This window comes from Tsukamurella serpentis (assembly GCF_054780975.1).
This window is the reverse complement of record NZ_BAAGVH010000005.1, coordinates 73,344-91,850: the sequence shown is the minus strand read 5'-3', so window position 1 is coordinate 91,850 and position 18,507 is coordinate 73,344. Positions and strand designations below refer to the sequence as shown.

At 68.6% G+C, this 18,507-nt stretch carries 19 protein-coding genes; 14 read left to right on the top strand and 5 right to left on the bottom strand.

The genetic code is table 11. The features are described from left to right. Positions 1 to 17: 17 nt before the first annotated feature. From sufC to ACYVHG_RS13480, 5 genes are read left to right on the top strand one after another with little or no spacing between them, the layout of a single operon-like run. A complete protein-coding gene (sufC, locus tag ACYVHG_RS13500) occupies positions 18 to 800 on the top strand; it encodes a Fe-S cluster assembly ATPase SufC (RefSeq protein ID WP_461167981.1) in 783 nt (260 codons plus the stop codon). Beyond that, positions 797 to 2,068, top strand: a complete 1,272-nt coding sequence (locus ACYVHG_RS13495; RefSeq protein ID WP_461167980.1) for a cysteine desulfurase — start codon at positions 797 to 799, stop codon at positions 2,066 to 2,068. The genes sufC and ACYVHG_RS13495 overlap by 4 nt, the downstream gene beginning before the upstream one ends. Continuing rightward, positions 2,068 to 2,511, top strand: a complete 444-nt coding sequence (gene sufU / locus ACYVHG_RS13490; RefSeq protein WP_461167979.1) for a Fe-S cluster assembly sulfur transfer protein SufU — start codon at positions 2,068 to 2,070, stop codon at positions 2,509 to 2,511. The genes ACYVHG_RS13495 and sufU overlap by 1 nt, the downstream gene beginning before the upstream one ends. A gap of 12 nt (positions 2,512 to 2,523) precedes the next feature. Then, positions 2,524 to 2,919: a metal-sulfur cluster assembly factor gene (locus ACYVHG_RS13485; RefSeq protein ID WP_461167978.1), complete on the top strand. Its 396-nt coding sequence runs from the start codon at positions 2,524 to 2,526 to the stop codon at positions 2,917 to 2,919. A 57-nt stretch (positions 2,920 to 2,976) separates the two neighbouring features. Continuing rightward, a complete protein-coding gene (locus ACYVHG_RS13480) occupies positions 2,977 to 4,506 on the top strand; it encodes an AMP-binding protein (protein ID WP_461167977.1) in 1,530 nt (509 codons plus the stop codon). Position 4,507: 1 nt separating this feature from the next. Here the strand turns inward: ACYVHG_RS13480 and ACYVHG_RS13475 are convergent, their stop codons facing one another. Further along, a complete protein-coding gene (locus ACYVHG_RS13475; RefSeq protein WP_461167976.1) occupies positions 4,508 to 4,957 on the bottom strand; it encodes a MarR family winged helix-turn-helix transcriptional regulator in 450 nt (149 codons plus the stop codon). 124 nt (positions 4,958 to 5,081) lie between these two features. Between ACYVHG_RS13475 and ACYVHG_RS13470 the strand changes: the two genes are divergently transcribed. Then, positions 5,082 to 6,305, top strand: a complete 1,224-nt coding sequence (locus ACYVHG_RS13470; protein WP_461167975.1) for an acyl-CoA dehydrogenase family protein — start codon at positions 5,082 to 5,084, stop codon at positions 6,303 to 6,305. A 72-nt stretch (positions 6,306 to 6,377) separates the two neighbouring features. Here ACYVHG_RS13470 and ACYVHG_RS13465 read toward each other — a convergent pair whose 3' ends face one another. Further along, the gene (locus ACYVHG_RS13465; protein WP_461167974.1) at positions 6,378 to 6,962 is read right to left on the bottom strand and encodes a LysM peptidoglycan-binding domain-containing protein; all 585 of its coding nucleotides are present in this window, start codon (positions 6,960 to 6,962) and stop codon (positions 6,378 to 6,380) included. A 128-nt stretch (positions 6,963 to 7,090) separates the two neighbouring features. Here ACYVHG_RS13465 and trxA point away from each other — a divergent pair, with 128 nt between their 5' ends. Further along, complete coding sequence (gene trxA, locus ACYVHG_RS13460; protein WP_461167973.1) at positions 7,091 to 7,459, top strand: thioredoxin; 369 nt, start codon at positions 7,091 to 7,093, stop codon at positions 7,457 to 7,459. Here the strand turns inward: trxA and ACYVHG_RS13455 are convergent. Beyond that, positions 7,428 to 8,501, bottom strand: a complete 1,074-nt coding sequence (locus ACYVHG_RS13455; RefSeq protein ID WP_461167972.1) for a lycopene cyclase family protein — start codon at positions 8,499 to 8,501, stop codon at positions 7,428 to 7,430. The genes trxA and ACYVHG_RS13455 overlap by 32 nt on opposite strands. A gap of 68 nt (positions 8,502 to 8,569) precedes the next feature. On the opposite strand from ACYVHG_RS13455, the gene lgt reads away from it, so the two are divergent. From lgt to ACYVHG_RS13425, 6 genes are read left to right on the top strand one after another with little or no spacing between them, the layout of a single operon-like run. Continuing rightward, positions 8,570 to 9,964, top strand: a complete 1,395-nt coding sequence (lgt, locus tag ACYVHG_RS13450) for a prolipoprotein diacylglyceryl transferase (RefSeq protein ID WP_461167971.1) — start codon at positions 8,570 to 8,572, stop codon at positions 9,962 to 9,964. 10 nt (positions 9,965 to 9,974) lie between these two features. Next, positions 9,975 to 11,396: a pyruvate kinase gene (pyk, locus tag ACYVHG_RS13445; RefSeq protein ID WP_461167970.1), complete on the top strand. Its 1,422-nt coding sequence runs from the start codon at positions 9,975 to 9,977 to the stop codon at positions 11,394 to 11,396. Positions 11,397 to 11,406: 10 nt separating this feature from the next. After that, the gene (locus ACYVHG_RS13440; RefSeq protein WP_461167969.1) at positions 11,407 to 12,297 is read left to right on the top strand and encodes an acyl-CoA thioesterase; all 891 of its coding nucleotides are present in this window, start codon (positions 11,407 to 11,409) and stop codon (positions 12,295 to 12,297) included. Beyond that, the gene (locus tag ACYVHG_RS13435; protein WP_461167968.1) at positions 12,294 to 12,848 is read left to right on the top strand and encodes a hypothetical protein; all 555 of its coding nucleotides are present in this window, start codon (positions 12,294 to 12,296) and stop codon (positions 12,846 to 12,848) included. Before ACYVHG_RS13440 ends, ACYVHG_RS13435 begins: the two co-directional genes overlap by 4 nt. Positions 12,849 to 12,857: 9 nt before the next feature. Next, positions 12,858 to 15,689, top strand: a complete 2,832-nt coding sequence (locus tag ACYVHG_RS13430; protein WP_461167967.1) for an ATP-binding cassette domain-containing protein — start codon at positions 12,858 to 12,860, stop codon at positions 15,687 to 15,689. A 4-nt stretch (positions 15,690 to 15,693) separates the two neighbouring features. Next, positions 15,694 to 16,428, top strand: a complete 735-nt coding sequence (locus ACYVHG_RS13425) for a rhomboid family intramembrane serine protease (protein WP_461167966.1) — start codon at positions 15,694 to 15,696, stop codon at positions 16,426 to 16,428. Here the strand turns inward: ACYVHG_RS13425 and ACYVHG_RS13420 are convergent. Further along, entirely contained in the window at positions 16,425 to 17,330 is a 906-nt protein-coding gene (locus tag ACYVHG_RS13420; protein ID WP_461167965.1) for a cytochrome c oxidase assembly protein, read from the bottom strand. The genes ACYVHG_RS13425 and ACYVHG_RS13420 overlap by 4 nt on opposite strands. Positions 17,331 to 17,531: 201 nt before the next feature. Between ACYVHG_RS13420 and ACYVHG_RS13415 the strand changes: the two genes are divergently transcribed. Further along, a complete protein-coding gene (locus ACYVHG_RS13415; protein WP_461167964.1) occupies positions 17,532 to 17,840 on the top strand; it encodes a hypothetical protein in 309 nt (102 codons plus the stop codon). A gap of 38 nt (positions 17,841 to 17,878) precedes the next feature. Here ACYVHG_RS13415 and ACYVHG_RS13410 read toward each other — a convergent pair whose 3' ends face one another. After that, positions 17,879 to 18,493 carry an ANTAR domain-containing response regulator gene (locus ACYVHG_RS13410; RefSeq protein WP_461167963.1) on the bottom strand — a complete coding sequence of 205 codons (615 nt, stop codon included), beginning with the start codon at positions 18,491 to 18,493 and terminating at the stop codon, positions 17,879 to 17,881. Positions 18,494 to 18,507 lie beyond the last annotated feature (14 nt).

The following is an 18,507-nucleotide window of genomic DNA, read 5'->3' as shown; positions in this document are numbered from 1 at the left end:
ACTGATAAGGAATCACCGTGTCTACCTTGGAAATCCGTGACCTGCACGTCAACGTGGTGCAGGCGGACGAGAACGCCGAGCCGATCCAGATCCTCAAGGGTGTCGATCTGACCATCAACTCCGGTGAGACGCACGCCATCATGGGTCCCAACGGCTCCGGCAAGTCCACTCTGAGCTACGCCATCGCCGGCCACCCCAAGTACGAGGTCACCCAGGGATCGATCACCCTGGACGGCCAGGACGTGCTGGACATGACCGTCGACGAGCGCGCCCGTGCCGGCCTGTTCCTCGCGATGCAGTACCCGGTCGAGGTGCCGGGAGTGTCCACGTCCAACTTCCTGCGCTCGGCCGCCACTGCGGTCCGTGGCGAGGCCCCGAAGCTGCGGCACTGGGTCAAGGAGGTCAAGCAGGCGATGGGCGAACTCGACATCGACCCCCAGTTCGGTGAGCGCTCGGTCAACGAGGGATTCTCCGGCGGCGAGAAGAAGCGCCACGAGATCCTGCAGCTCGGCCTGCTCAAGCCCAAGTTCGCGGTCCTCGACGAGACCGATTCCGGTCTCGACGTCGACGCGCTGCGCGTGGTCTCCGAGGGCGTGAACCGGTACGCCGAGCGCGAGCACGGCGGCATCCTGCTGATCACCCACTACACCCGCATCCTGCGCTACATCCATCCCGAGTTCGTGCACGTCTTCGTGGGCGGCAAGATCGTCGAGTCCGGCGGCCCGGAGCTGGCCGACGAGCTGGAGGAGAACGGCTACGTGCGGTTCACCCAGGGCGTGGCGGCCGGTACCGGAGCATGACCACTTCGGTGAAGCCGGGGCTGGACGTCGACGCGATCCGCGCCGACTTCCCGATCCTCGCGCGCACCGTCCGCGACGACAAGCCCCTGGTCTACCTGGACTCGGGGGCCACCTCGCAACGCCCGTTGCAGGTTCTCGACGCCGAACGCCACTTCCTCACCACCAGCAACGCCGCCGTGCACCGCGGCGCGCATCAGCTGGCGGAGGAGGCCACCGACGCATACGAGGACGCCCGGGCGGCGATCGCCGAGTTCGTGCGCGTCGCTCCGGACGAGCTGGTGTTCACCAAGAACGCCACCGAGTCACTGAACCTGGTGGCGTACACCCTCGGCGACGACCGCTCGGCCGCCGTACTGGGTGGCCGTCGCCTCGGCGAGGGCGACACCGTGGTGGTCACCGAGCTCGAACACCACGCGAACCTGGTGCCCTGGCAGGAACTGTGCCGGCGCACCGGCGCGACCCTCAAGTGGTTCGGTGTCACCGACGACGGACGCATCGACCTCGACTCCCTCGATCTCGACGAGACGGTGAAGATCGTCGCGTTCACGCACGCCTCCAACGTGACCGGTGCGATGGCGCCGGTGCCCGAGCTGGTGGCACGGGCCCGCACCGTCGGCGCCGTGGTGGTGCTCGACGCGTGCCAGTCCGTGCCGCACACCCCGGTGGACTTCGCCGCCCTCGACGTCGATTTCGCCGCGTTCTCCGGGCACAAGATGTACGCGCCGTCCGGTGTGGGGGTGCTGTACGGCAAGCGGGAGCTGCTCGCGCAGTTGCCGCCGTTCATCAGCGGTGGATCGATGATCGAGACCGTCACGATGGAGGGCTCGACGTTCGCCGCCCCGCCCCAGCGTTTCGAGGCCGGCGTCCCGATGACTTCGCAGGTCGTGGGACTCGGCGCGGCAGTGAAGTACCTGGCCGGGCTCGGCATGCCCGAGGTGGCCGCACACGAGCACGCACTGGTCGGTGCCGCGCTCCGCGCGCTCACGCAGATCGACGGCCTCACGATCATCGGTCCGGCCGACGATCAGCAACGCGGTAGCGCCGTGTCGTTCGTGGTCGACGGTGTTCACGCCCACGACCTCGGGCAGATCCTCGACGACGAGGGCGTGGCGATCCGCGTCGGCCATCACTGCGCGTGGCCGCTGCACCGCCGGTTCGGCGTCGCGGCCACCGCGCGCGCCTCGTTCGGCGTGTACAACACGCTCGACGAGGTCGATGCGCTGGCCGCTGCGATCGTCAAGGCCCAGAAGTTCTTCGGAGCGATCTGATGCGCATGGAGCAGATGTACCAGGACGTGATCCTGGATCACTACAAGCACCCGCACCACCGTGGGCTCCGGGAGCCCTTCGGGGCGCAGGTGCACCACGTCAACCCCACGTGTGGTGACGAGGTGACGCTGCGGGTGCAGCTGTCCGACGATCAGCAGACCGTCACCGATGTCTCCTACGACGGCCAGGGCTGCTCGATCTCGCAGGCCTCGACCTCGGTGCTCACCGATCAGGTGATCGGTGTCTCCGTCGGCGAGGCCCTGAAGATGGTGCAGTCGTACACCGAGATGCTGCAGTCGCGAGGGCAGCTCGACGGTGACGAGGACCTGATCGGCGACGGTATCGCTTTCGTCGGCGTCTCGAAGTACCCGGCGCGCGTGAAGTGCGCACTGCTCGGCTGGATGGCGTTCAAGGACGCGCTGGCCCAGATCATCGACTCGTAAGGAGAAGACGGCATGAGCGAGAACACCACCGAGGACGCCGCGGAGAGCCCGGCCCCGCCTGCGGCCGAGCAGGCGACCGCCGAGAACCTGAATCTCCCGACCCTCGACGACGTCGAGGAGGCCATGCGTGATGTGGTCGATCCCGAGCTCGGGATCAACGTGGTCGATCTGGGGCTGGTCTACGACCTGCGCGTCGACGACGATGCCGCGGTCACCATCGACATGACCCTCACCTCGGCGGCCTGCCCGCTGACCGACGTGATCGAGGACCAGACCCGCTCGGCTCTGGTCTCCTCGGGCCTGGCGACCGACGCCAAGATCAATTGGGTCTGGATGCCCCCGTGGGGCCCGGACAAGATCACCGACGATGGTCGTGAGCAATTGCGCGCCCTGGGTTTCACGGTCTAGCGCACTGTTTTCGCCGACTCGCCCCGGGATCGGACATGCGGCCCATAATCTGGCCGCATGTTCGTGAATCTGGGTGTGCGTGACTTTCTGGACCGGGCGGAACTGGTCTACCCCGACCGGATCGGCATGGTGGACGAGCCGGACCAGCCGGCCCCGTCCTGGGGTGAGAAGACCTACGCCGAGATGGCGGCTCTGGCCCGCGGCCAGGCAGCGCGCCTCGACGAGTTGGGTGTGCCGGTCGGCGGCCGCGTCGCGATCGTGTCCCAGAACTCCGCGCGCCTGCTGACCTCGTTCTTCGGTGTCTGCGGCTGGGGCCGGATCCTGGTCCCGGTCAACTTCCGGCTGGCGCCCGCCGAGGTCGAGTACATCGTCTCCGATTCCGGCGCCGAGGTACTGCTCCTCGATCCCGAACTCGAGCACCTCGCCGAGACCGTCACCGCCGAACACGTCTTCATCCTCGGCAGGGACGACGAGGCGATCTTCGGGACGGCCGGCGCAGCGGCGGACCCGCAGCCGTGGCAGGGCGACGAGAACGCCACCGCCACCATCAATTACACCTCGGGGACCACCGCCCGGCCCAAGGGCGTGCAACTCACCCACCGGAACCTGTGGCTCAACGCCACCGTCTTCGGTCTGCACGTGGCTTTGACCGACAACGACGTGCTGCTGCACACCCTGCCGATGTTCCACGCGAACGGCTGGGGGATGCCCTTCGCCGCGACCGGGGTCGGGATCAAGCACGTGGTGCTCCGCAAGGTCGACGGTGGCGAGATCCTGCGCCGAGTCCGTGATCACGGGGTGAGCATCATGTGCGCCGCGCCCGCGGTTCTCACCGCCGCGCTGGACGCCGCCGCGGAGTGGGACGGGCCGATACCCGGCAGCGGTACAGTCCGGGTGATCTGCGCCGGAGCTCCGCCGCCCACCCGCGTGATCCACCGCGTCCGGTTCGAGCTCGGCTGGGAGTTCATCCAGATCTACGGGCTCACCGAGACCTCGCCGCTGCTCACCGTCAACCGGGAACGGTCGGAATGGGCGGGCGACGACCCGATGGAGGTGGCCCGGCGCCTCGGCCGGGCCGGCAGCCCCGCGCTCGGCGTGACGCTCCGGGTCGACGACGACGGCGAGATCCTCACCCGGACCAACCACGCTCTCACCGCGTACTGGAACAAGCCCACCGAGACCGCCGCCGCGCTCGACGGTGACTGGTTCCACACCGGAGACCGCGGCACGTTCGACGGGGGCTACCTGACCATCGCCGACCGCAAGAAGGACGTGATCATCTCCGGCGGCGAGAACGTTACCTCCATCGAGGTCGAGGACGCGTTGAGCCTGCACCCCTCGGTCCGCGAGGTCGCTGTGATCGGCATTCCGGATGAGAAGTGGGGCGAACTGGTCACTGCGATCGTCGTCGCCGACGGGGTGAGCGCGGACGACCTCATCGCGCACACCCGCGAGCACCTCGCCGGCTACAAGTGCCCGAAGCGGATCGACTTCGTCGAATCGCTGCCCCGCACCGCGACCGGGAAGATCCAGAAGTTCGTACTCCGCGCACCGTTCTGGGAGGGCCTGGAACGTAAAGTCAATTGACTCAGGCGTGCCATGCGGTCTCGCCGACGTTCTCGATCATCCGTTGCAGTGAGCGGATCGTGCAGATGTAGTCCTGGTCCGAGACACCTGCACGGATCGTCGCCAGCGCTTTCCGGATGTCGGTCCATGCCTGCTCGCGTCGCTGGGCGCCGGCTTCGGTGATCGTCAGCGCCCGGTCCTGCTCGCGAAGCAAACCGGTGGTCACCAGTGCAAGGGTGTCCGGGTGCAAGGAGTCGTCGGTGTCGACGAAACCGAGGTGGTAGTCGACCACCTCTTTCACCGTGACCCCGTCCGGTCGGTCGGCTATGTAGTTGAGCACCCACCACTGCGGTTGGGTGAGGCCGTGCGTTCTCAGTCTTGCGCGGATGAAGGTGACGACGGCGCGTCCTGCCATCGTGGACCAGTACCCGATCGGCTGCTGGAGGATTTGTTCGTCGCTGTACTTCTCCATGTCCGGAACGCTATTTCCTCGACCATCGTTGAGGTCAAGGGTTTTCCGGAGTTCGGGCACCGGCGTGGGCGAGGGGTGCGAGGATGGAACATGTATAGAACGTGTTCTACCCGAGGAGGCTGTGGTGTTCGAGTGGTCGGAGGAAGACCTCATGGTGCGGGACGCGTTGCGCGCGTTCATCGACAAGGAGGTGCGCCCCCACGTCGACCAGTTGGAGACCGGTGCGCTGCCGCCGTACGACATCATTCGCAAGATGCTCAAGACCTTCGGCATCGACCAGGACAACCGCGAGAAGCTCGAGGCGGATCTGGCCGCCGAGGAGGCGGGGGAGAAGCCGACGGCGTCCGGGTCGAGCACCCTGGGATCGTCGATGTTCCTGATCCTCAACGTCGAGATGGCGGGCGTGAGCCTGGGCCTGATCGGGTCGATGGGGGTGAGCATGGGACTGACCGTCTCCACGATCAAGTCCCGCGGCACACTGGCGCAGAAGAAGCGTTGGCTACCGGAACTCGTGACCATGGAGAAGGTCGGAGCGTGGGCGATCACCGAACCGGACAGCGGCTCCGACGCTCTGGGTGGCATGAAGACGACGGTCCGCCGCGACGGCTCGGGCGGTTACATCCTCAAGGGTCAGAAGACGTTCATCACCAACGGCCCGGACGCCGACACGATCGTGGTCTTCGCCAAACTCGACGAGGGTGACGGCACCCCGGTGCGCGATCGCAAGGTGCTCACCTTCGTGCTGGACAAGGGCATGGAAGGACTCACCCAGGGCCAGGCCTTCAAGAAGATGGGCATGATGAGTTCACCCACCGGTGAGCTGTTCTTCGACGATGTGCGGATCGGAGCGGACCGGCTGCTCGGCGAGACCGAGGAGGCCCCGGGTGGCGGAGGCGCCTCGGCGAAGGCGGGTTTCACCGCGGAGCGGATCGGCATCGCCGCTCTCGCGCTGGGCATCATCAACGAGGCGCAGCGCCTGTCGATCGACTACGCACGCTCACGAACGCTGTGGGGGCAGGAGATCGGGAAGTTCCAGCTCATCCAGCTCAAACTCGCCGAGATGGAGGTCGCCCGGATCAATGTGCAGAACATGTTGTTCACCGCTCTCGAGGCCGCCCGCGCGGGCAAGCCGCCGACACTCGCTCAGGCCTCGGCGATGAAGCTCTACAGTTCCCGCGCTGCGACCGAGGTCGCGATGGAGGCGGTGCAGTTGTTCGGCGGGAACGGCTACATGGCCGAGTACCGGGTCGAGCAGCTCGCGCGGGATGCGAAGTCGCTGATGATCTACGCGGGCAGCAACGAGATCCAGGTGACCCACGTCGCGAAGGGCCTCCTGCGCGGCGAATGACGCACTTCGAGCGACGAAACCGGCCGGCCTCGTGGTCGAGGCCGGCCGGTGGGGGTGTCGTGCGTGAGTCGATCAGGGGATGGTGATGACCTGGCCGACGTTGATCAGGTCCGGGTTGTCGATACCGTTGGCCTGCGCGATCTCGGTGTAGCGGTTGCCGTCGCCGAGGTACTGCTCGGCGATCGCCCACAGGGTGTCGCCGGAGGCGACGGTGTGGGTGCGCGGAGCCGGCGCCGGGGGAGCAGCCGGAGCCTCGGCGGGAGCCTCAGCCGCGACGGGCTCGGGCTCGGGCGCGGCCTCGCGGGCCGGAGGAGCGGAATCGGTGGCGGTGTTCGAGGCCCACTTGTCGTCGTCGCCGGCGTAGACGACGAGGTTGCGGTCGTCCTGCAGCACGATGCGGTCGGCGCCCGAGCCGTCGGTCTGGCTGGACCAGACACCCTCGCCCGAACCGGTGTAGAGCACGAAGTTGCCATCGGTCTGGAACTCGGCGCGCTCGACGCCCTTGCCGTCGGTGGCGCTGGCCCAGACCACGGTTCCGGTGCCCTCGGTGAGCACCAGGTTGCCGTCGCTCTGCAGGGTCAGCGTGTAGCCACCGTTGAGGGAGTTGAGGCTCTCCCCGAGGCCCAGCTTGTCACCTGCGCGAAGCACGTCGGTCATGTAAATCCCCTTTAGCCGTCTCGGTCGTACCTGCGACGTGCGGATGCACGTCCGCTTCGAGCGTAGTGACTGCGGCGGACTTTTCACCGAATGGGAATCATGCAGTCGGGAAATTCGTTGTGACGGTCATGGCAACTATCGATGTGACCGCCGACCAGTTCGATCAGACCGTGACCGGCAACGAGATCGTGCTGGTCGACTTCTGGGCCTCGTGGTGCGGCCCGTGCCGCGCCTTCGCGCCCACCTACGAGAAGGCGTCCGAGACCCATCCCGACGTGGTCTTCGCCAAGGTCGATACCGAGGCCGAGCAGGGCCTCGCCGCCGCCGCGAGCATCCGCTCCATCCCCACGCTGATGGTCTTCAAAAAGGGCAACCTGGTCTACAACGAGGCTGGGGCACTTCCGCCCGCCGCACTGGAGGATTTGATCGCGCAGGCCAAAGCGCTCGACATCGAGCAGGCCGAGTTCAACACCGCGGGCGAGCAGAGCGCGGAGTAGCCACTCGCGCCAGCCGCCGGCGCAGCGGCCACGGCGCCGCCGCGAATGCTGCGGCCATCGCAGCGGCGGTCTGCACCGGACCGGAGGCGGTACTCAGGAAGGCGTGCACGTGCCGGTCCGGTAACCCGAAGAAGACCTCGAAGAAGTCGCGCTGTTCGGTGGCACTCATCCCGAGCAGTGCATTCAGCGCCGCCACTCGCAGGCGATGAGCGGCGACGTCCGTCGAGGTCGACGGTGACCGGCCGGCGGTCAGCGAGCGAACGGCATCGTCGGCGAAGGAGAGCGAACCGGCCACTGAGTATCCGGTGGCCGGATGAGCCGTGGTGCCCCGCACGCCGACTCCGCACCAGGTCCGGCCGCGCCGCGGCCCGAGGGTGAGCAGCGGGAAATCCACCTGCTCGTACAGTTCCCCGGACGTCAGCCCGCGCGCCGCCAGCCGCGCCCGCAGCCGCCGGTGCAGTTCGCCGACGGTGACCGCCGGTGCGCCCGCCAGGCACGTCTCCTCCAGCAGCACCGTGTCGCCGGACACCCGCACCGCGTACAGGAACGACGCCGGAGCATCGTCCGGCAGACCCGGCGCCGGACGCCAGTCCATCCACAACTCCTCGTGCGCACCCACCGGCACCAGCACTCCCGCCGCCGTCTGCCGGGGCGGGTTCGCCGACGGTGCCGGGCCGCGCGCGTCGACCACGAAGGCCGCGCCGTGTCCCTCGCGGCCGGCGCGTTCCGGGCGCACGTCCACGCCGTCGAGCGGCATCGCGTCCTGGAGCGCATCGACGTCGAGCATCACGTACTCGCGTCGCAGGTCGTACCGGCGGTGGGCCACCACCTGCGGCCACGACCGCGCCGCGAGAACGTCGGCGGGCAGCCAGTGGGGGAGCTCATCGGCCCACGCGCCGAAACTGCGGCGCCATCGGCGGTCCGGCGCCGGGTCGAAGGCGCGCACCCGCAGGCCTCCCACAGCCGCTCGGTGGGCGAGAGTGCGGCCCGCCGGTCCCAGTCCCAGCACCACCACGTCCGGGGCGTCCGAATCGCGATTCACGCGGCACGGGCGATCGTGAAGGGCATGAGTTCATCGTAGGTACGGCGGGAGTCAGTAGGGTGACGGGCGTGATCCTCGCGAGCATTCCGAGCCCGGCCCAGGGCGTATGGCACCTCGGGCCCATTCCGATCCGCGCCTATGCGCTGTGCATCATCGCCGGCATCGTCGTCGCCTGTTGGTGGGGTGACCGCCGCTGGGTGGCGCGCGGCGGTAAACCGGGCCAGGTTCTCGACGTGGCCGTGTGGGCGGTGCCGTTCGGCCTCGTCGGCGGACGGCTGTACCACGTGATGACGGATTTCAGCACCTACTTCGGCGCCAACGGCCGCGGACTCGGGGCCGTCTTCCGGATCTGGGACGGTGGGCTCGGAATCTGGGGAGCAGTGGCGCTCGGCGGCGTCGGCGCCTGGATCGGGTGCCGGCAGGCCGGGATCAAGCTCGGACCCTTCGGTGACGCCATCGCACCGGCGATCATCGTGGCGCAGGCGATCGGCCGGCTCGGAAACTGGTTCAACCAGGAGCTCTACGGCGGTCCGACCACCCTGCCGTGGGGGCTGCAGATCTTCGAGCGCGCCAATGACGTCGGCCAGCGCGGGCCGGACGTGCTCGATGGGCGGAGCACTGGAATCGTGTTCACCACCGTCCACCCCACATTCCTCTACGAGCTGCTGTGGAACCTGCTGATCGCAGGTCTCCTGGTGATCATCGATCGCCGGTTCCGGATCGGCCACGGACGGTTGTTCGCGCTGTATGTGGCCGGCTACTGCCTGGGACGGTTCTTCATCGAGCTCATGCGTGACGATCACGCCACGCTGATCTTCGGCGTGCGGATCAACGTCTTCACCGCCGCCCTGGTCTTCGCAGGAGCGATCGCCTACTTCGTACTCGCTCCGAAGGGCCGGGAGCGCTCGGTTCTCACCGTCGATCCCGGTGAGTCCACCGGGACCGCTGAGTTCACCGGATCCGCGGTCCCGGTGAGCCCCGTTGTCCCGGCCGAGTCCGCCGGTAGCGCTTCCAGTGCCTCCAGTGCCGCCGCAGCGCCCACCGTCGAGCCCGAGGACGGGTCCGGGGAACGGACCCAGGACGAGCCCCAGGACGAGTCCCGGATCGGTGAAGCGACCGAGGACGAACCCCAACCTCAACCCCAGGCCGAGCCGGAGGCCGGGAGTGAGCCCGACGACGAGGCCGAGCCGGAGGTCGGGAGTGAGCCCGACGACGAGGACGAGCCGGAGGTCGGGAGTGAGCCCGTGGGCGAGGCCGAGCCGGAGGTCGGGAGTGAGCCCGTGGACCAGGCCGACGCGGCGGGTACCGCGGACTCCACCGACGCCGCGGATGCGGGCGAAACCACGGAAACACCGTCCGAGCAGGACGAACCGGAATCGGTGAGTGCCGATGCGGTGAACGAGGAGCAGACGGTTACTGACGGGTTGCCCAGCGAACGTGTCGAGCCGAAATCGGAGGACTAACCTAGGCGGGGTGACTCGTCGAACCAAGATCGTCTGCACCCTGGGCCCCGCCGTCGCGACCGACGAGAAGGTCCTCGCTCTCGTCGAGGAGGGCATGGATGTCGCGCGGCTGAATTTCAGCCACGGCGAACACGCCGACCACGAGGTGAACTACCACCGCGTGCGCGCCGCCTCCGACCGAACCGGCCGCGCCGTCGGCATCCTCGCCGATCTGCAGGGCCCCAAGATCCGCCTCGGGCGATTCGCCGGCGACGGCCGAACCGTCTGGGAGACCGGCGAGACGGTGCGCATCACCGTCGACGACGTGGTCGGTACCCACGACCGCGTCTCCACCACCTACAAGGAACTCGCCCAGGACGCCCGTCCCGGTGATCGGCTGCTCGTCGACGACGGCAAGGTGGGGCTTGTGGTCCGCACCGTCGAGGGCAACGACGTGGTCTGCGAGGTCACCGAGGGTGGCCCCGTCTCCAACAACAAGGGCGTTTCGCTGCCCGGGATGAACGTCTCGGTCCCGGCGTTGAGCGAGAAGGACATCGAGGATCTCGAGTTCGCGCTGCAGCTCGGCGTCGACTTCATCGCCCTGTCGTTCGTCCGTTCGCCCGCGGACATCGAGCGGGTGCACGCTGTGATGGACCGGGTCGGGCGGCGCGTGCCGGTGGTCGCCAAGCTGGAGAAGCCGGAGGCGATCGAGAACCTCGAAGCGGTCATCCTCGCCTTCGACGCGGTGATGGTCGCCCGCGGCGACCTCGGCGTCGAGCTTCCGCTCGAGGAGGTGCCGCTGGTGCAGAAGCGTGCCATCCAGATCGCCCGGGAGAACGCCAAGCCGGTGATCGTGGCCACCCAGATGCTCGAGTCGATGATCGAGAACAGCCGGCCCACCCGTGCCGAGGCCTCCGACGTCGCGAACGCCGTGCTCGACGGTGCCGACGCGGTGATGCTCTCCGGCGAGGTGTCGGTGGGCAAGTACCCGATCGAGACGGTGCGCACCATGGCCAAGATCGTCCGGGCGGTCGAGGAGGGCGGCCCGTCGGTCCCGCCGCTCAACCACGTGCCCCGCACCAAGCGCGGCATCATCTCCTACGCCGCCCGCGACATCGGGGAGCGACTCAACGCCAAGGCTCTGGTGGCCTTCACCCAGTCCGGCGACACCGTGCGCCGGCTCGCGCGCCTGCACACCCGGCTGCCGCTGCTGGCCTTCACCCCGCTGCCCGAGGTGCGCAGCCAGCTCGCGCTGTCCTGGGGTACCGAGACCTTCCTGGTCGAGGGGGCGGACAACACCGACGCCATGATCAAGCAGGTCGACCACTCGCTGGAGGGGATCGGCCGCTACTCGAAGGGCGACCAGGTGGTGATCGTCGCCGGTGCTCCTCCCGGCACCATCGGCTCGACCAACCTGATCCAGGTCCACCGGATCGGGGAGGACGACCACTAGGGTCGTCGGTATGACGGACACTCTCACCGACTTCGACGGGTTCCTGGACACGCTGGACCTCGTCGACGCGGGTGACGACCGGTTCCTCGGTCGTCACCCCGCGAAGGTCGCCTCGCGCACGTTCGGCGGGCAGATCCTCTCGCAGGCGATCGTCGCCTCCGGCAACACCGTCGCCGGTTCCCGGGAGTCGCTGTTCCTGCACGCCGCGCACACCCACTTCATCAACGGCGGTGAGGTGGACGCCGACCTGGAGTTCGTGGTCCGGCGGCTGCGCGACACCCGCAATGTCGCGAACCGGCTGGTGTCGGTCGAGCAGTCCGGCACCGTCGTCGCCCTGATGCAGCTGGCGTACCAGACCGACGGCCGAAACCCGCTGGTGCACGCCGATCCGGCCCCGCAGGTCCCGGGCCCGGAGGGGCTGCCGAGTACAGCGGACACTCTCGCCGGGTACGAGGACGTGGTCTCGATGTTCGTCGAGGCTCCGCAGCCGATGGACATGCGGTTCACCAATGATCCGGCGTGGATCGCCAAGGGCAAGGGCCTGATCCAGGAGGACAACAACGTCTGGATCCGCACCGCCGGACCGTTGCCCGACGACCAGGTACTGCACGACGCCGCCCTGGCGTACGCCTCGGACACCACGATCCTCGATTCGATCATCACCCGGCACGGATTGTCCTGGGGGTACGACCGGATCATGGCCGTCACGTTGAACCAGTCGCTGTGGTACCACCGCCGCGTCCGGTTCGACCGGTACAACCTGTACGCCACGCATTCGACGGTCGCCGACGGCGGCCGGGGGATGTCCAACGGACAGTTCTTCGACGAAGAGGGCATGCTGGTAGCGAGCACCACTCAGGAGGGCGTGCTCAAGTACTTCCCGTCGAAGGGGGCCAAATGACCAGCCAGGAGACGCAGGAGCGTCCGGTTCCTACCGTGCCGGAGGGAACGCCGGGACGCGATCCCCGGGCCGAGCTGCCGGTACCGCTGCCCCCGGGACCGCAACAGCCCTGGCGCAAGCACGGTCCGGGCACCCGCACCTGGGTCGTCGTGGTGACAGCGATCGCCGCGGTGATCATGCTGGTGCTCGCCATGGTCGCGATCGGCGTGGGCGTCGCCACCACCGCCTTCGAGCGCAAGGGCGCAGTGGTCCTCACGGCCACCGAGTACACCGCCACCACCACGGAATGCACGGGTGCCGGCGACGCCTCCGCGGTCAGGGCCGGTGCCAGGGTGGTCTTCAGCAGTGGCAAGAGCACGTTCGAGTCGACCCTCGACGAGGGGACTCTGCGCGGCGGACGCTGCGTCTTCGGATTCGGGATGTCGGCGCTGACCGCGAACCCCGACACCAACTACGGTGTCACCGTCGGTGGTCTGGAGGCCACTCCGGTCGGCGGAGAAGAACTCACCGGTACGGGTTCCGACACCGTCGTGGTGTACCTGGCCCGTTGATCGAACCCCTTGCGTAAAGCCCCACGCACGCCGCTCGGCGCGCGACAGATCACCGAGGCCGCGGCGCTCGCCGATGTCGCCGCCGCACTGGTCCTGATCTCCCAGGTCTTTCCGCTCGCGGTGGGGGTGGCCTTCGCCGCCTGCCTGCCCTTCGGCGTGATCGGTATGCGGCACGGGTTCCGGACCTGCGCACTGTCGCTGGCCGTCGGTGTCGCGGTGGCCTTCCTGCTCGGTGGTACCGCTCCGGTCGTGCTCACCATCGAGACCGGGCTGGTGGGCCTGCTGCTGGGCGCCTCCATCCGCCGCGGATGGTCCACCGGGAGGTTGGTGCTGGGCGCCCTGCCGATGCTCGCCATCCCGTCGTCGTTGCTGGCGATGCTGCTGTTGGTGGTGTTCCCGGGAGTGCGGGAGGTGATCTTCACGATCACCGGGGCGACGGTGACGGGCCTGGCCCGAATCCTCAGCACGGTGCACCTGGGTTTCCTGGGCCGTCCGATGGTCGCCGGGTGGGAGTGGTCGCTGCGCTGGTGGCCGATCACGGTGCCGCTGGTGCTGGTCGTCGCGGTGCTGGCGATGGTGTGGCTGGCCCGGTTCGTCTTCGGTGCGCTGTTGATGCGCGCCGAGCGGGTCCTCCCGCGCGATACCGGGCACCTGTCCGGGATCAGCGCCGACGACGACCGGGTGGGCCCGCTTCCGGTCCACCTGAGCCGGGTTGACGTGCGGTACGGGGACCGGCTCGCCCTCCGGGTCGACGAGCTCGCCATCGCACCGGGGGAGTTCGTCGCCGTCACCGGCCGTAACGGCACCGGCAAGTCCACCCTCACCCGGGTCCTCGCCGGAGCCGCACCGACCAGCGGCGTCGTCGACCGTCCGGGTGGGCCCGGGCTGGGCGCGGCCGGCGGTACCGCCGTCGTCTTCCAGCGGCCCGAATCCCAGGTGCTCGGCGTGCGAGTTGCCGATGACGTTCGCTTCGGGCGGGAACTGGACACCGTTACCGATGTGGCCGCAGTCCTCGATCGGGTGGGGCTGGCCGGATTCGAGGACCGGGAGACGTCGACGCTCTCCGGTGGACAGTTGCAGCGGCTCGCCGTCGCCGCGGCCCTCGCCCGCGACCCAGCGCTGCTGATCAGTGACGAGTCCACCGCGATGCTCGACCGGAGCGGGCGTTCTGCGGTGCTCGGCGTGCTCGGCGCGGTCGCCGACTCGGGCAGAGCGGTCGTCCACGTCACCCACCATGAGACCGAATCCGCGGCCGCTGACCGGCGGATCCGGCTCGGGGTGCCGCGCGGCACCGCCGAGGCGGCACCGTCATCGCCGGGGCCGCCGGGGGTTCAGGTGTCCGCGACGCTTCGCGACGAGAAGGGGCGCGGTGCGCGCGGCACCGTCGAACTGCGCGGTGTCACCGTGATCCGGGACGCGGGTACCCCGTGGGACCGGCCGGTACTACGGGATGTCGACCTGACTGTGCCCGGCGGAACCGCGCTGGCCGTCACCGGTGACAACGGCTCGGGCAAATCCACTCTGGCGTGGGTGATCGCGGGGCTGTTGCGGCCCACGGCGGGCACCGTCACCGTCGACGGTGAACCGGTGGTCAACGGCCGTGGCCGGGTGGTGATCGGCGTACAGCACACCCGTCTGCAGGTGCTCCGCGACACCGTCTTCGACGATGTCGCCGATGCCTCGGGCGCCGATCACGCCGGCGTGCGAGCGGCCCTGGACATGGTCGGCCTGGATCCGGACGAGTTCGCCTCCCGGCGCGCCGACGAACTCTCCGGCGGTGAGCAGCGACGGGTGGTTCTCGCGGGTCTGCTGGCTTCCGAGCCCCAGGTCCTCGTGCTCGACGAGCCGCTGGCGGGCCTCGACGACGAGGCCACGGCGAAGATGACCGCGGCGCTGGCCGCGGCGAAATCCGCCGGCACCACGCTGGTGATCGTCACTCACGATCTGCAGCCGTTGCGCACCGTCACTGACGATGTGTTGAACGTGACCGCGTGCCCCGAGGCCCCCGACCCGTCCCGGAGGCGCCCGCACCGTCCGGAATTCGGTGACGTGGTCGGTCGCCCACTGCCGGGACGAACCCCCGCCCACCGGGTGTGGGTGGGCACCAAGCTCGCAGTACTGGTCGCGATGGGCATCGCGATGGGGGTGCGCACCGACTGGTGGAACATCGGAGCCTGCGCGCTGGTGCTGTTGGGGTGGTTCCTGTTGGCCGGGGCGCCCTGGCGGGCCTGGCCGCGACTGCCTCGACTGTTCTTCGTCTTCGGCGCGATCAGCCTGTTCCTCACGGCGATGGGCACGGGGGAGACCACCGCCACACTGCTCGGGGCGTCGATCAATCTCTCCGGGATCGACGTCTTCTTCCGGGCGTTGGTCGCGCTGCTGGTGTCGCTGTTCGCGGCCCTGGTGTTCTGCTGGACCACCCCGCTCGGTGACGTTCCCGGGTTCCTGCAGACGTGCCTCGGCCGATTGCGCGGGTTCGGCCGCCGCGGCGTGGCCGTCGCGTCGGCGCTGGCGCTCGCGATCCGGCTGGGCCCGCTCGCGCTCGCCGAGGTGCGCACCATGTGGGGTCTGGCCCGCCAGCGCCGGCCGCTGCGCCGGAGCGGACGGCCCCGCGGCGTCACCATCGAGACGATGCTGGAGCTGTTGCTGCTGGCCACCGTCCAGTCATGCCGCCGGGCGGGCGAACTCGCCGATGCGATCAGTTCCCGCGGCGGGCTCGGAGCGGTCGCCCGGCCCGACGGCGGGCCCACCAAGCTCGACGGTGCGGTGCTGGCCGGCGTGGCCGTGATCCTGATCGCGGGGGCCGTTCTCGGCTCGTACCTCCCCGGCATGGTGAACTGAAGCGGTGAGCGTCCTCGGAACCACCACCCGCCGCGATTGGCAGCCCGTGGCCACGTACTCGCTGATCGCGGTGAACGTGATCGCGTTCGCGTTCAGCGCGAAGGCCTCGGGCAGCATCGATCAGAACATGGGCGCCTACGAGGTGCAGCGGCTCGCGCTGTCCGAGCCGGCCACCGCGCTGGGCTGGTGGTGGACGTCGGTCACCTCGGGTTTCCTGCATTTCGGCCCGATCCACCTGCTGGTGAACATGATCACCCTGTACATCTTCGGCAGGGACATCGAGCAGATCCTGGGCCGGGTCCGGTTCGTCGCGATCTACGCCGTGTCGCTGCTGGGAGGCAGCGCGGCGGTGCTGTGGTTCGGACTGGAGAACACACTGACCGCCGGCGCATCCGGCGCGATCTTCGGGCTCATGGGCGCGGAGCTGATCCTCACCCTGAGGATGCGGGCCAATCCGACGGCGCTGTTGGTGCTGATCGGGGTGAACGTCTTCGCCTCTTTCACCATCGCCGGGATCTCCCTGCTCGGTCACCTGGGCGGGCTCGCCGCGGGCGCGGTACTCACCGCGGGCATCGTCTACGCCCCGGAACTGCTCCCCGCCGGTCGGCGCACCCGTAGCCGCGCGTCGGTGGTCGGCTGGTCACTGACAGCGGTGCTGGCGGCGCTGCTCGTCGCGGCGATCGCAGTACGCTTCGCGACCTTCGCGGACCCGGTACCGGTGTTGCGGTACCGGGGCTAACCGTGCCGGTTCATCTCGCGTAGCCGCGCGTTGTAGGCGGCCAGGGCGGCCTCGTCGTCGTCGACGTCGACCTCGGAACCGTCCTCGCCGATGAGGGCCTCACGGCGCGCGGAGTCGAGCCAGGTGCCCATGCCGCCGCCGCGTTTCCCGGTCGCCTCGGCGGTGATCCACTGGAACGCCACCACCAGCAGCAGGAACATCATCAGGCCGTCGCCGCCGAACCACATGATGGCTCCGGCCGCGGACTGGTCCTCGAGCCCCGTCGGTCCCCAGCCGGCACGTGATGCCGCGTATCCGGGAGCGAGTTCGGTGGTGGTCATCATGAGCGTCACGCCGACCAGCGTGTCCGGCCCCATGGCCAGCAGGAACGATGCGAACCGCAGGGGATGCGAGAGCTTCGTGGGGCCGCACAGTTCGTTACCCACCAGCGGCAGCATGAAGATCCAGCCCGCCACCAGGTAGCCGGTGTACTCGAGGTTCTTCAGCCAGGGATTGGCGATCGCCAGATCCTGGAAGCCGGTCAGGTGGGTACCGATCAGCATGGCGGCGTACAGCGGCAGTCCCACGACCGGGCTGGTGCACAGCCGGATGACGCGGTTGCTCAGGAAGGTCCGTACTCGGCGGTCTCCGGTCTCCCCGGTGGCGCAGGCGAGCAGGCGGATGGGCTGGGCCAGTACCAGGAACAGGGGGACCAGGGTGATCAGGATCAGGTGCACCACCATGTGCGCCCAGAACAGGTGCTTGGACAGATCTCCCATCACGGTGTTCACCGAGAAGACGATCAGTGCCATCGCGGTAAGCCACCAGATGGTGCGGATCGGCGGCCAGCTCGCGCCCGACCGCCGCACCCGGTAGATCCCGTAGAAGTACAGTATCGTCGTGGCGACCATGATCGTTGTCACAACAGGTGTGAACGTCCAGCTGCCGAGCACGTCAGGCGGCTCGGCCGCCACAGAAGAGGGATGCATCGCTGCCCGTTGTACCACTCCGGGCAAACTAATCCAACCGCCGTGTAACAAACCGTGGTGGAGGGTCGATGTACAGACGAAACGTCCTGTCAGCTTGCCCGAGTCCCCCGCCGGGCTAGAACTCACGGAGTAGCGATGCCGAAGGTCCCCGAGCCCACGCCCCAAGAGGTCCGCGACTTCCTCAGCCCGATCTCTCATTGGTCGCACTTGAAGGCCAACGCCGAAGAGCAGTACCGCAAGACGATCCTGGCCGCCTACGCCGCTCGCATCCCGATCGTGCACATCGCGCGGTACACGGGAACGTCCCCGCAGGCGGTCAAGAAGGTCATCGACCGTCAGAACGACAAGGTCACCGGAGATGCGCCGGTGTTCCCGAACTCACCGCGCACCGGGTACTACCGGGGCCAGCAACTGCCGCCGCAGCGCCCCATCCGCGCGGTCTGATCGCCTCGCGCCGCCCGCAGCGCGGCGTCCGGTCTCCGTCAGGAGGCCCCGTCGGAACCTGCGGGCGTGCCGAGCGTATCGATCACCAGGTGCGCCACCGTCTTCATATCGGTGCGCCGATCCATGGCGGTGCGCTGGATCCAGCGGAAGGCGTCCGGCTCGCTGAGGCCGTGGGCCTGCATGAGGATGCTCTTGGCCCGGTCGACCAGCTTGCGGGTCTCCAACTGTCCGGAGAGGGTGGTCACCTCGCGTTCGAGCGCCGCCAGTTCGGCGAATCGGCTGATCGCGATCTCGATCGCCGGGACCAGGTCGTTCTTGGTGAAGGGCTTGATCAGGTAGGCCATGGCCCCGGCTTCGCGGGCCTTCTCCACGAACTCACGCTGACCGAAGGCGGTCAGCATCACCACGGGGGCGATCCGTTCGCGGGCGATGTCCTGCGCGGCGTCGAGGCCGTTGCGGACCGGCATCTTGACGTCCATGATCACCAGGTCGGGCCGTAGTTCGCGGGCCATCTCCACCGCGACGCGGCCGTTCTCCGCTTCGCCGACCACGTCGTAGCCCTCCTCGCGGAGCATCTCCGAGAGGTCAAGGCGGATGATCGCCTCGTCTTCGGCGACGAGCACGCGGTGGGCGATGGGCTCGGTGTGCTTCATCAGGGCCTCAGGCT

Coding starts and splice junctions, on each gene's coding strand:
- ACYVHG_RS13410 (WP_461167963.1), bottom strand. CDS start 18,493: ATGAAGCACACCGAGCCCATCGCCCACCGCGTGCTCGTCGCCGAAGAC.
- trxA (WP_461167973.1), top strand. CDS start 7,091: ATGGCAACTATCGATGTGACCGCCGACCAGTTCGATCAGACCGTGACC.
- ACYVHG_RS13495 (WP_461167980.1), top strand. CDS start 797: ATGACCACTTCGGTGAAGCCGGGGCTGGACGTCGACGCGATCCGCGCC.
- sufU (WP_461167979.1), top strand. CDS start 2,068: ATGCGCATGGAGCAGATGTACCAGGACGTGATCCTGGATCACTACAAG.
- ACYVHG_RS13475 (WP_461167976.1), bottom strand. CDS start 4,957: ATGGAGAAGTACAGCGACGAACAAATCCTCCAGCAGCCGATCGGGTAC.
- ACYVHG_RS13480 (WP_461167977.1), top strand. CDS start 2,977: ATGTTCGTGAATCTGGGTGTGCGTGACTTTCTGGACCGGGCGGAACTG.
- ACYVHG_RS13465 (WP_461167974.1), bottom strand. CDS start 6,962: ATGACCGACGTGCTTCGCGCAGGTGACAAGCTGGGCCTCGGGGAGAGC.
- ACYVHG_RS13440 (WP_461167969.1), top strand. CDS start 11,407: ATGACGGACACTCTCACCGACTTCGACGGGTTCCTGGACACGCTGGAC.
- ACYVHG_RS13485 (WP_461167978.1), top strand. CDS start 2,524: ATGAGCGAGAACACCACCGAGGACGCCGCGGAGAGCCCGGCCCCGCCT.
- ACYVHG_RS13415 (WP_461167964.1), top strand. CDS start 17,532: ATGCCGAAGGTCCCCGAGCCCACGCCCCAAGAGGTCCGCGACTTCCTC.
- ACYVHG_RS13435 (WP_461167968.1), top strand. CDS start 12,294: ATGACCAGCCAGGAGACGCAGGAGCGTCCGGTTCCTACCGTGCCGGAG.